The organism is Actinokineospora sp. NPDC051303 (assembly GCF_055586285.1).
In genome coordinates this window covers 1-12,022 of record NZ_JBVJIN010000091.1, presented here as the reverse complement: position 1 = coordinate 12,022, position 12,022 = coordinate 1, and the positions used below count along the sequence as shown (strand labels likewise).

Here is a 12,022-nt window from a genome sequence, read left to right as displayed (position 1 = left end):
GGGGCCGAAGGCTCCCCACCCGTCTTTCCCACGACGGGATCTTCCTTCGTAGGGGCCCCAAAGAAACCACTCCACCCCATCGAGCAGACAGACCCCAGCCAGCCACCCCACACAGCACAGAAGCCAGCAAGCAGAACAAACCACCCTGTGCCAGCCTCTGATCATGACCGACCCAGCCCTCTACGACGATCTAGCCACCCAATGGTGGCAACCGCGTGGAGTGTTCGCGATGCTGCACTGGCTGGCCGCCGCCCGAGCCAACCTCATCCCACCCGCCACCCGCCCCAAAGCGGTCCTAGCCGACCTAGGCTGCGGCGCAGGCCTGCTAGCTCCGCACATCGCGACCAAGGGATACCTGCACGTCGGCGTGGATCTCTCCACCCAAGGCCCCCGCCTAGCCGCGCAGCACGGCGTAGCAGCGGTCCAAGGCGACCTACTCGCCCTCCCCCTCCAACCTGAATGCGCCGACGTGGTCGTGCTGGGCGAAATCCTCGAACACGTCCCAGACCTGAGCCGGGCGATCGCGCAAGCCTGTCGGATCTTGCGTCCCGGTGGGCTGCTGGTGCTGGACACGCTCGCCGACACCTCGGTGAGCAAGTGGCTGGCCATCGACATCGCCGAGCGGTTGCCTCGGGTGCCGCGCGGGTTGCACTTGCCCAGTCTGCTGGTCAATCGGGCGGAGTTGGTCCGGGAGTGCGCGCGGCATGGGGTGACGGTGCGGTTGCGCGGAATCCGGCCGTCGTTGACAGACTTGGCCGGGTGGGTGCTGCGGGTGCGCCCGGGGGTGCGGATGGTGTCCGTTCCGACGACCGCCGTCCTGTTTCAGGGTGTCGGCATGAAGGAGAGTTGATGTCGTGTCGGTCGTGACCGGGATCGGCGTCGCGCTGCCCCGGTCGGTGGGCCAGGACGTCTTGTGGGAGCGGTACTTTCGGCGGCATTTCGGGGACAGCGCGCTCGCGCGGCGGGTGTTCGCGGGGGCGGGGGTGCGCAGCAGGAACTCCGTGGTGGACCCGGTGACCGAGGACGTGTCGGGGTGGTCGACCGGTGAGCGGATGGCGCGGTTCGCCGAGGAGGCGCCGCCGTTGGCGGTGCGGGCGTTGACGAACGCGTTGGCCGACGCCGGAGTGGCCGCGGACGAGTTGGGGCTGCTGGCCATCGTGTCGTGCACCGGTTACGGGACGCCGGGGCTGGACATCGGGCTGGCCGCCGCGCTGGACCTGCCCGCGGACACGCAGCGGCTGGTCATCGGGCATATGGGCTGCCACGCGGCGCTTCCCGGGTTGCGCGCGGTGTCGGACTTCGTTGCCACCGGCGGACGGCCCGCCGCGCTGGTGTGCGTGGAGTTGACCTCGCTGCATGTGCAGCCGCCGTCGCGGGACCCTGAGCAGGTGGTGGCGCATTCGCTGTTCAGCGACGCGGCGGCCGCGGTGGTCGTGCGTCCGGACGGGCCGGGCTGGGAGGTGGTCGACGTCGCGTCGCACACCGAGACCGACAGCCGGGAGCTGATGACCTGGACCGTCACCGACCAGGGTTTCCGGATGGGGCTGTCCGCGCGGGTGCCCGAGATCCTCGCCGCGTCCGCGCGGCCCGTGGTGGAGAAGCTGCTCGCCCGGCACGGCGCGGAGATCGGCGACGTGGCCGGGTGGGCGGTGCACCCGGGCGGACCGCGAATCCTGGACACCGTGCGGGCCGCGCTGGATCTGCCCGCCGCCGCCCTCGCGCCCTCGCGGGCGGTGCTCGCCGCGAACGGGAACTGCTCGTCGGCCACGGTGCTGCTGGTCCTGCGCGAGCTGTCGGCGCGGCCGGGCGAGTTAGTGCTGGCGATGGCCTTCGGGCCGGGGCTGACCCTCTACACGGTGCTGCTGCGCAGGTCCGGATGAGCGAGACCCGCTGTTACCGCGACGGCGAAGTCACCGCGGCCGACTTTCCGCTGACCGAGTTGTCCGCGCACCTCGCCGCCCCGGGCGCGGTGGTCTGGGTCGACCTGAAGTCCGGCGACGAGGACGCCCTGACCATCGTCGGCGACCAGCTCGGGCTGCACGAACTCGCGGTGGAGGACGCCCGCGACCGCGGGCAGCGGCCGAAGCTGGACACCTACCGGTCCCACCTGTTCCTCACCGTCTACGACGCCAAGATCGACGCGTCGGGCGCCCTGACGACCTCCGAGCTGGCCGTCTTCGTGACCGAGCGCGCGCTGGTCACCGTGGGCGACGGGTTCGACATGGGCGAGGTGACCCGCGCCTGGGACCAGTCGACCCTGTCCGCCGACCGGGTCGGCGTGCTGCTGCACGGTTTGCTCGACGTCGTGGTCGACCGGCAGCTCGACGCGGTGTCCGCGCTGGACGAGCTGCTCGACGACCTGGAGGACCAGGTCTTCGACGACACCGCCGACACGCGCGAGTCGCAGCGGCACGTGGTGCGGCTGCGGCGCAGCCTGTCCGGCCTGCGCCGCGTCGTGCTGCCCACGCGCGAGGTGCTGACCGGGCTGCCGAGGAACCGGGACTTGGTCGACGCCGAGCTGGAACCGTATTTCGCCGACGTCCGCGACCACGCCGCGCACGCCGCCGAGTGGACCGACTCGCTGCGCGAGCACGTGACGACGCTGCGGGAGACCCAGCTCAACATCCAGGGCAACCGGCTCAACCTGATCATGAAGAAGGTGACCGGCTGGGCGGCGATCATCGCGATCCCGACCGCGGTCACCGGGTTCTACGGGCAGAACGTGCCGTATCCGGGGTCGGAGCAGCCGTGGGGGTTCTGGGTGTCCACGGCCGTGATCCTCGGGCTGTCGATCGGCCTGTACGCCATGTTCAAGCGCAAGGACTGGCTCTGAGCACCCGTCACCGGTCGACCGACGCGCCCGCTTTCCGGCGTCGCGGAGTCGTGGGCCTGCCCCCGGCGGCCGCGGCGTAGAGCCAGGCGAACAGCGCCCACATGCCCGCGAACAACACGCCCACGACGAGGTAGCCCGCCGTCCACAGCACGGCCGGGGTGTCGGACTTGCGTTCCCGTTGCAGGAAGTCGATTTCCGACATGAACTCGCGGACGCCGGAGACCGCCGGGATGGCCTCGGCGTCGGCGGCCGGGTCGTCCGGCGCGTAGATCGGCGCCAGCGCGAGCAGCCGGTTCGCGGCGTGCAGCCGGATGCCCGCCTTCCACTGCCCGAACACCGGCAGCGGCTCGGTCGTGCGGTACTCCCCCACGCCGGTCCGCTCCAGCGGCGTGGAGTAGAAGTCGCCGCCCTGCCAGGCGAAACCGTTGAGCCAGATCGGGTCCTCGGTGAGATCCGGGCGACTGATCGTGACGGTGGCGTGCACCCAGCGCGGGACGCCGCCGCCGTGCGGGTTGGAGATCGTCGGCCCACCGGGCGCGTCGGTGAGGCGGAAGTCGGCGGTGAGGCCAGCGGGCGGATCGGCGGGCACGACGACGGCGGACATCAGGGCGACCGCGCCCAGCGCGCCCACCAGGCCCGCGCCGTGCCGGGCGGTGAACCCACCCTGGCCGCGACCGGCGGCGACCTCCTCGACCCGCTGGTGCTGCCAGGTCCCGATCAGCGCGCCCGCGACGGCCGCGGCGGCGCCGAAGATCAGGAACGTGCCCAGATGCGCGGCGGGCCAGGGGTTGGGCATCAGCCACTGGGACAGCGCCCACTCGCCGAGCAGCCCGACGGTGCCCGCGCCGATCCCGGCGGCCACGGCGAAGCCGAGTCCACGCCGCCGGACCGCGAGGGCGACGAACTCGATCACCACAGCCTCGGCGAGGTAGGGCAGCGGGACGGCCACGTGCAGGTCGTCGGCCAGCGGCAGCACGGAGAACGCCGCCCGGCTCACCAGCAGCACGGCGACCACGATCAGGGTGCCGCCGGGCCCCCAGGCGAGCCGCCCGTAGAGCAGCGTCCAGGTGCCGATCAGGCCGACCAGCACCACCTGCGCGAGCATCGGGAACTGCGGCACGCCCAGGTCGTACTCCATCAGGAACGCCGAGGCGCCCATCATCCAGGCGCCCGCGAGCACCGGGCCGAGCAGCCGCACCACCGGGCCGGACGCGCCCACCTGGCGGGCCTCGGCGAGCAGCAGCTGCAAGCCGATCACCACGCCGACGCCGCCGCCGATCATCAGCACGTGCGTCGGGCCCCACTCGGTGACGTCCTGGCCGAAAAGCCGGTGCCACACATCGTCCAGCGGGAAGCCCGCGATGCCGATCGCGCCGGTGGCCATCATCGCGATCGCGCCCATCGGGGCGCGCCAGTGCGGGCCGATCGCGAAGGTGCGGGCGGGCAGCTTTCCCTTGGCCAGCGCGGCGCTGAGCACACCGCTGGCGAAGATGCCCATCAGTCCGAAGTAGATCGGGTAGTGCGAGGGGTTGGCGAGCGGGCCCTCGTCGCGGCCGAGTTCCATGTGGATCGGCACGTCCCAGTAGACGCCGACGAGCGCGGAGACGCCAGAGACGAACGCCACGGCCATCGGCAGGGCCGCCCACCGGGGCAGCTCGACGCGGGCGGCGGCCCAGTCGGCGAGCCGCCCGAGAGCGGTCGGCCTGCCCGCCCGCTCGCGGATCGCGAACACCGCCAGCGGCAGGAAGACCAGCAGAAACATCAGGGCGGCGATGACGATCTGGCCGAACTCGGCCCCGCCCGCTGGCGGGCTCTGCGCAGCGGTGTCCACGATGACCGTCCTCCTTGACAAGTCCGCAACCCCAAGTAACTGTTACTTGTGGTTACACTTTAGGGAGTGACGGCGGCCACGGCAAGAGGGGCCGCGGGCGGAAGGAGCGCCGATGGCGCCGGTCGTGATGATGCACAACGGCGGCTGGGACGAGATGGCGCTCGTCACGGGCCCGGTGGCGATCATCGTGCTGCTGATCGTCCTCGCCCGCAGGCAGGGACCCGTCGCGGACGAGGACGACCAAACTCCCCGGACATGACTCGGGGGCGGGGGGGGGGGGGGGCGCCCCCCCCCCCCCCCCCCCCCCCCCCTCCTTGGCTCCCCCCCCCCCCCCCCCCCCCCCCGAGATGCACCGGCTCAGGTTTCGGCGACCAGCGCGACCGGCGACAGGTCGCCGAGGATGGCCTCGCCCTTGGTCAGCCAGGCGAAGCCGAACGCGAGCGTCGCCGCGGATTCCAACCACAGCACCGGATGCAGCGAGTCGTCCATGAACCGCCCGACGACCACGATGCCCGCCAGGCACACCAGGATGACCAGCCCGGCCACCAGGTACACCTGGTTGCGCTGCACCTTGCGGCGCGTCGGGCGGACCTTGTCGGACTTGCGGAACAGCACGAGGCAGAAGTACGCCAGCGTCAGGAAGAACACGGCCGCGAACACGATGTGCAGCACACCGATGGCCTTGTCCGCCGCGGAGGGATCACCCGCGGGCGTGGTCGGAAAGAGCGCGACGCCGATCGCCGCGACCCCCGCCACATTGGCGGCGATGTCGTCAAGCCGGTCGTAACCCCGGTAGGACAACAGGAAAACGCCGATCGCGCACAGGCTGCCGACGTAGACGTCGCGCATGTCGCTGTAGTAGTAACCACTGATCGAGTTGAGCAGTCCGCCGCCCTGCACCAGTTCCTTGCCGACGATGAGCACCACCGGCAGCGCCAGGCCGATCAGTCCGATGGCCCGGCGCAGGAACAGGTACGAGTGGACAAGCGTGTCTTGTGGGGATTCTGGTGGGGAGATGTTCGTCGCGGTCATGGCCGCCTCCGGTCCCTCGAAACTCGAAGCCGCTGCATGATCTATCGGCGTGGGGCGGGAGAAACATAACGCCCGGCGGCAGGCCGCACTCCAACGGCGCAACGGGTACCGTGCCAGCGTGGCGCATCCTCCGCACGACCCGTACGGCGACCAGCCCCCGCGGCCTCCGCACGCCCCGCCCCGGCCGCCGCGCGACCCCTACGGCCACCCGCCGCGACCTCTTGGCCGCGAGCCGCACGGGCAGCCACCGCACGGCCAACCCCAGTACCGCCAACCTCCGCGCGAACCCTTTGCCCCGCAACGGTTCCCCCGCCGAGTCCCCGGCCTTGGCCTGCTGCTGGCGACCGCGGGCTCCCTGATCCAACTGCTGAGCCTGACCGTCCTCCCCTGGGCCGCCCGCGGCACCACAAGCGACGGCGTCTCCCTCCCCACCCTCTGGAAAACCCTGACCGACGGCGACTCCCACGGCTTCGGCGACTGGTACGTCGTGCTGTTCAGCTACCCGCTGATCGCCCTGGGCATCGTCCTCGCCTTCGCCGCCGTCCTGGAGTCGGTCGCGATGAAGGTCGTGTGGGGCGGCCTGATGCTGCTCGGCCTCGGCTACCTGGTGCTGCGCTACGGCCTTGGCCCGCTGACCGGCCTGTTCGGCTCCCCCGAGCCGATGAGCTTCACCACGGTCGAAATCGCCCTCGCGGCAGGCGCCCTGATCGCCGTCGTCCTGGTGGCGCTCGCCCTCAAACTCGCCGTCACCACCTTCCGCCGCGTCGCGGGCGTCATCCTGCTCGCCCTGTCCGGAATCCACCTGACCGCCGTCATGGACCTGGTCAACGCCACCGCCTTCAGCGACCTGAGCATCGGCGCCTTCGCCCCGTCGGTCGGTTACCTGCTGACCGGCGTCGCCGCCCTCATCGGCCCCCGCACCCTCATCCCCGGCCGCTGACCTTCTCCGCCCGCGTCGCTTCACGCACGGCGGGCGGCAATTCGACAGAACGGCCTCGTGCCGGTCACAGCGGGCCGGTGACGGCGACTTCCCCATGGAGCCCTGGAATCGCCAGGGCCGATGAGGTTTGGGGAACCATGCGAAAGACAAGACTGGCCACCGTCGCCACGCTCGCGGCCGCGTTGTTGTTGCCGTTGTCGGGGGCGGCGAGTGCGGGAAACTTGGGACAGCCGTTCGTCGGTGATGTCGACGGGGACCGAAGATCCGACCGGGTGTCGCTTGGGCCGGTCACGCTGTCCACGACGTGCACGCTGCGGGTTGAGCACGGGCTTTCGGGGGGTGGGTTCGGGGCTCCCGTGGACTATGCCTACACCTCGCAGGCCACGGCGATGCCGTACTGCCCGAACATGGGCGAGGTGGTCGATCTCGGCGGCGACCGGAAGCCGGAGATCCTGGTCACCAACTTCCAGACCACGGCGCCCGCGGGACGCCAACTGATGATCCTGCGCAAGGTCGGTCCCCGGGTCTTCGTGGTCGGACAGACCGGCGGGCTCGACTTTCCCAGCACGTTGCGGCAGACGGACTTCGACGGCGACGGGCTCGCCGACATCTGGCAGTCCAGCGACCATGCCGTGCGGCTGATCTCGTTCCGGAACACACCAGACGGCGTCTTGGTGCCCGGTCCGATCGACGTCTGCAGCTCGGCCGGGATTCCCCAGCACGCGTTCGCCGACTTTGATGGGGACGGCGGACAGGACATGCTGCTGTCCCGCCGTTGTGAGTTCTCGCTGGCCGCGGCCGAGTTGCGCTTCGGCAGCGGGCGGGCGCCGGTGATCTTCGCGAGTTCGGGGGTCTCCGTGGCGTACGAGGTGTTCGTCACCGACCTCGACTACGACGGTGTTCCCGATGTCGGCGTGATCTCCAGACACAGCGACGGGACGATCACCGTGCGGCACTTCCGCAACGACGGAGCGGGCGGATTCACCGAGCGTCCCTGACCGGCGGCGCGACTACCTCGTGTGATTCTTCCAGCGCGTGAGCGTCTCGGACGGGCGGGGCGTGGTCCGGTAGGCTCGAGGTCCAGGTCGAGAGGCGCTGCGACGGACCCGAGGTCCGCCACGCTCGGCCAGGGTTGTGGTCGACAAGGGCGCCTCCGGACAACGGAGGTGTGCGCGTGGTGACAGAGGCAGGCAGCAGGACGGCGGCCCTGCGGGAGCTTCTGGACCGGCGGATCGCGGTGCTCGACGGGGCCTGGGGCACCATGTTGCAGGGGGCCGGGCTCACGCCTGCCGACTACCGGGGCGACCGGATCGGCGATCACCCGCGTGATGTGACCGGCGATCCCGACCTGTTGAACCTCACCCGGCCGGACGTCATCCTCGACGTGCACCGGCAGTACCTGGCCGCGGGCGCGGACATCACCACCACGAACACGTTCACCGCGACCAGCATCGGGCAGGCCGACTACGGGCTGGAGTCGCTGGTCCACGAGATGAACGTGCGCGGCGCCCAGTTGGCCCGCCAGGCCGCGGACGAGGCGGGGGGGAAGTTCGTCGCCGGGTCGATCGGGCCACTGAACGTCACCCTGTCGTTGTCGCCTCGGGTGGAGGACCCGGCGTATCGGGCGGTGACGTTCGACCAGGTCAAGGCCACCTACGCGGAGCAGATCGCGGCGCTCGCCGAGGGCGGGGTGGACATCCTGCTGGTCGAGACGATCTTCGACACGCTCAACGCGAAGGCGGCTATCGCGGCGGCGCGGGAGGTCGCGCCGGAACTGCCGCTGTGGATCTCGGTGACGATCGTGGACCTGAGCGGGCGCACGCTGTCGGGGCAGACCGTCGAGGCGTTCTGGAGTTCCATCGAGCACGCCGACCCGCTGGTGGTCGGGGTGAACTGCGCGCTGGGGGCCGCGGAGATGCGCCCGCACATCGCCGACCTGGCCCGGTTCGCGGGCACCTACACCGCCAGCCATCCCAACGCCGGGCTGCCCAACGCGTTCGGCGGCTACGACCAGACGCCCGAGGAGACCGGGGAGCTGCTCGGCGACTTCGCCGCCGCGGGCATGGTCAACATCGTCGGCGGCTGCTGCGGCACCACGCCCGCGCACATCGCCCGGATCGCCGAGGCCGCCAAGGGCGTCCCGCCGCGCGCGGTGCCCGCACCGCCCGCGAAAACCCGGTTCAGCGGCCTAGAGCCGTTCGCGATCGGGCCGGACACCGGGTTCGTCATGATCGGCGAGCGGACCAACGTGACCGGCTCGGCGCGGTTCCGCCGCCTGATCGAGGCCGACGACCACCAGGGCGCGGTCGACGTGGCGCTGGAGCAGGTGCGCGGCGGGGCGAACCTGCTGGACGTCAACATGGACGCCGACCTGCTCGACAGCGAGCGCGCCATGACCACGTTCCTCAACCTCATCGCGACCGAGCCCGAGGTCGCCCGGATCCCGATCATGATCGACAGCTCGCGGTGGAGCGTGCTGGAGGCCGGGCTCAAGTGCGTGCAGGGCAAGGGCGTGGTCAACTCGATCAGCCTCAAGGAAGGCGAGGAGCCCTTCCTCGAACAGGCCCGGCGCATTCGCGACTACGGCGCGGGCGTGGTCGTCATGGCCTTTGACGAGCAGGGCCAGGCCGAGACGACCGAGCGCAAGGTGTCCATCTGCGGCCGCGCGTACGACCTGCTCACCCAGAAGATCGGGTTCCCGCCCGAGGACATCGTCTTCGACCCCAACGTGCTGGCCGTGGCCACCGGCATCACCGAGCACAACGGCTACGCCAAGGCGTTCATCGACGCGCTGCCGCTGATCAAGCAGCGCTGCCCGGGCGCGCGCACCAGCGGCGGCATCTCCAACCTGTCGTTCTCCTTCCGCGGCAACGACGTCGTGCGCGAGGCCATGCACTCGGCGTTCCTGCTGCACGCGGTGCGCGCCGGGCTGGACATGGGCATCGTCAACGCGGGCCAGCTCGCGGTCTACGCCGACATCCCGGCCGACCTGCTCGAACTGGTCGAGGACGTGATCTTCGACCGGCGGCCCGACGCGACCGACCGGCTGGTGTCCTTCGCCGAGACGGTGAGCGGGTCGGGCACCCGCCGGGTCGTGGACCTGGCCTGGCGCGACGCGCCGGTGGCCGAGCGCCTGTCGTACGCGCTGGTGCACGGCATCGTGGACTTCATCGAGGAAGACACCGAGGAAGCCCGCAAGGAAGCCGCCCGGCCGCTGGACGTCATCGAAGGCCCGCTCATGGACGGCATGAAGGTCGTGGGCGACCTGTTCGGCTCGGGCAAGATGTTCCTGCCGCAGGTGGTCAAGAGCGCGCGCGTCATGAAGCGCTCGGTCGCCTACCTTGAGCCGTTCATGGAGGCCGAGAAGGAGCAGGCCCGCCTCGACGGCCGCGCGGAAACCGTGCGCGGGCAAGGGAAAGTCGTGCTCGCCACGGTCAAGGGCGACGTGCACGACATCGGCAAGAACATCGTCGGCGTCGTGCTGGGCTGCAACAATTACGAGGTCATCGACCTGGGTGTGATGGTGCCCGCGTCGGTCATCCTCGACACCGCGATCGCCGAGGGCGCCGACGCCGTCGGCCTGTCCGGGCTGATCACGCCGTCGCTGGACGAGATGGTCGCGGTGGCCGGGGAAATGCAGCGGCGCGGACTGTCGCTGCCGCTGCTGATCGGCGGCGCCACCACCTCCCGCCAGCACACCGCGGTCCGGGTCGCCCCGGCCTACGACGGCGCGACGGTCCACGTGCTCGACGCGTCCCGCGTCGTCGGCGTCGTCTCCGACCTGCTCGACACCGACCGGGCCGAGACGCTGGCCGCGGCCAACCGGGTCGAACAGCAGCGGCTGCGCGAGCAGCACGAGGCCAAGACCCGACAGCCACTGCTGCCCCTGGAACAGGCCCGCGCCAACCGGGAACGGGTGTCGTTCGAGGACCTGCCGGTGCCCGACTTCACCGGCCTCCGCCTGGTCAAGCCGGACCTGACCACGCTGCGCGAGATGATCGACTGGCAGTTCCTGTTCCTAGCCTGGGAACTCAAGGGCAAGTACCCGGCGATCCTGGACCAGCCGGTCGCCCGCGAGCTGTTCGATGACGCGAACGCGCTGCTCGACCAGATCATCGCCGACTCCTCGTTCGAGGCGCGCGGCGCGTACGGGTTCTGGCCCGCGCACGCCGAAGGCGACGACATCGTGCTCGACAACGGCGTGCGGTTCCCGATGCTGCGCCAGCAGACGCAGAAGCCCGAAGGCCGGGCCAACCGGTGCCTGGCCGACTACATCGCCCCCGAAGGCGACCACCTCGGCGGGTTCGCGGTGGCCATCCACGGCGCGGAAGAACTGGCCGCGGCCTACGAGGCCAAGCAGGACGATTACAAGGCGATCATGGTCAAAGCCCTCGCCGACCGGCTCGCCGAAGCGTTCGCCGAGCACATCCACCTGGAAGCCCGGCGCGCCTGGTTCGAGCCCGACGCCGACCCCGCGATCGAAGACCTGCACGCCGAGCGCTTCCGCGGCATCCGCCCGGCGCTGGGCTACCCGGCCAGCCCGGACCACAGCGAGAAGGAACTCCTTTTCGACCTGCTGGAAGCCAAGCAGCTCGACATGGGCCTGACCGAGTCGTTCGCGATGACCCCGGCGGCCAGCGTCAGCGGCCTGCTGTTCGCGCACCCGCAGTCGCGGTACTTCACCGTGGGCCGGGTCGGCCGCGACCAGATCGAGGACTACGCCACGCGGCGCGGCCTGGCCCAGTCCGAAGTGGAACGGTGGCTGCGGCCCAACCTCGCCTACGACCCGGATTGACCGGCGACATCGGGCCCGACTCGTGTGAGAATCCCCCGATGGAGACGCCTCGATCGGTCCGGCGGGTGTGGCGGGTGCGGTGGTGGGTACGGCTGATCGCGGTCGCCGTGCCCCTGTTGACGCTGCCCTCAGTGGTCCGGCCGCTGCTGCTCGACGGGGTGCCTATGTCTGAGCAGGTGTTAAGCGTGGCGTTATATGCCGTGCTGGTGCTCTTAGCGTGGGCCGCGTTTCGGGCGCGGGTTGAGCTTGTTGATGGGCAGGTGGCTGTGGTGAATCCCTGGGGGACGCGGCGGTTTCCGGCGGCTGAGGTGGCGGAGGTGCTGCCGGGGAGTTATGGGCTGGAGTTTCATTTTGAGGAGGCTCGGCCGGTGGTGGGGTTTGCGGTGCATACGCCGAGGATTCAGCTTGGGCAGGAGCCGCGGTGGGTGGATATCGCTCGGTCGGTGACTGGGCGTGAGCCTGCTTGAGGTCTGTGCGGGTCTCGTTGCGGGGGTTGGCTCGATGGGGTGGAGTGGTTTCTCTGGGGCCCCTACGAAGGAAGATCGCCGTGTGAAAGACGGGTGGGATGCCTTCGGCCTCACACGTGCGGAG

At 70.6% G+C, this 12,022-nt stretch carries 10 protein-coding genes; 8 read left to right on the top strand and 2 right to left on the bottom strand.

The window, feature by feature from the left end; genetic code table 11:
* Positions 1-163 precede the first annotated feature (163 nt).
* The 3 genes from ACZ6SD_RS32340 to ACZ6SD_RS32330 are packed head-to-tail and all read left to right on the top strand — an operon-like array spanning position 164 to position 2,833.
* The gene (locus ACZ6SD_RS32340; protein ID WP_465320824.1) at positions 164-850 is read left to right on the top strand and encodes a methyltransferase domain-containing protein; all 687 of its coding nucleotides are present in this window, start codon (positions 164-166) and stop codon (positions 848-850) included.
* A 4-nt stretch (positions 851-854) separates the two neighbouring features.
* On the top strand, positions 855-1,880 hold the full coding sequence (locus tag ACZ6SD_RS32335) for a type III polyketide synthase (protein ID WP_465320823.1): 1,026 nt from the start codon (positions 855-857) through the stop codon (positions 1,878-1,880).
* Positions 1,877-2,833 carry a magnesium transporter CorA family protein gene (locus tag ACZ6SD_RS32330; protein WP_465320822.1) on the top strand — a complete coding sequence of 319 codons (957 nt, stop codon included), beginning with the start codon at positions 1,877-1,879 and terminating at the stop codon, positions 2,831-2,833. Before ACZ6SD_RS32335 ends, ACZ6SD_RS32330 begins: the two co-directional genes overlap by 4 nt.
* 7 nt (positions 2,834-2,840) lie before the next feature.
* Here the strand turns inward: ACZ6SD_RS32330 and ACZ6SD_RS32325 are convergent, their stop codons facing one another.
* Positions 2,841-4,664: a hypothetical protein gene (locus ACZ6SD_RS32325; protein WP_465320821.1), complete on the bottom strand. Its 1,824-nt coding sequence runs from the start codon at positions 4,662-4,664 to the stop codon at positions 2,841-2,843.
* 112 nt (positions 4,665-4,776) lie between these two features.
* Here ACZ6SD_RS32325 and ACZ6SD_RS32320 point away from each other — a divergent pair, with 112 nt between their 5' ends.
* Complete coding sequence (locus tag ACZ6SD_RS32320) at positions 4,777-4,923, top strand: hypothetical protein (protein WP_465320820.1); 147 nt, start codon at positions 4,777-4,779, stop codon at positions 4,921-4,923.
* A 98-nt stretch (positions 4,924-5,021) separates the two neighbouring features.
* On the opposite strand, the gene ACZ6SD_RS32315 is transcribed toward ACZ6SD_RS32320, so the two are convergent.
* Complete coding sequence (locus ACZ6SD_RS32315) at positions 5,022-5,696, bottom strand: DUF998 domain-containing protein (protein ID WP_465320819.1); 675 nt, start codon at positions 5,694-5,696, stop codon at positions 5,022-5,024.
* A gap of 118 nt (positions 5,697-5,814) precedes the next feature.
* On the opposite strand from ACZ6SD_RS32315, the gene ACZ6SD_RS32310 reads away from it, so the two are divergent.
* The 4 genes from ACZ6SD_RS32310 to ACZ6SD_RS32295 all read left to right on the top strand — a co-directional run bounded on the left by ACZ6SD_RS32310 (position 5,815) and on the right by ACZ6SD_RS32295 (position 11,898).
* The gene (locus ACZ6SD_RS32310; protein WP_465320818.1) at positions 5,815-6,636 is read left to right on the top strand and encodes a hypothetical protein; all 822 of its coding nucleotides are present in this window, start codon (positions 5,815-5,817) and stop codon (positions 6,634-6,636) included.
* 137 nt (positions 6,637-6,773) lie between these two features.
* On the top strand, positions 6,774-7,634 hold the full coding sequence (locus ACZ6SD_RS32305) for an FG-GAP repeat domain-containing protein (RefSeq protein ID WP_465320817.1): 861 nt from the start codon (positions 6,774-6,776) through the stop codon (positions 7,632-7,634).
* Positions 7,635-7,813: 179 nt separating this feature from the next.
* On the top strand, positions 7,814-11,431 hold the full coding sequence (gene metH, locus ACZ6SD_RS32300; protein ID WP_465320825.1) for a methionine synthase: 3,618 nt from the start codon (positions 7,814-7,816) through the stop codon (positions 11,429-11,431).
* Positions 11,432-11,469: 38 nt separating this feature from the next.
* Positions 11,470-11,898, top strand: coding sequence for a hypothetical protein (locus ACZ6SD_RS32295; protein ID WP_465320816.1), 429 nt, complete (start codon positions 11,470-11,472; stop codon positions 11,896-11,898).
* Positions 11,899-12,022 lie beyond the last annotated feature (124 nt).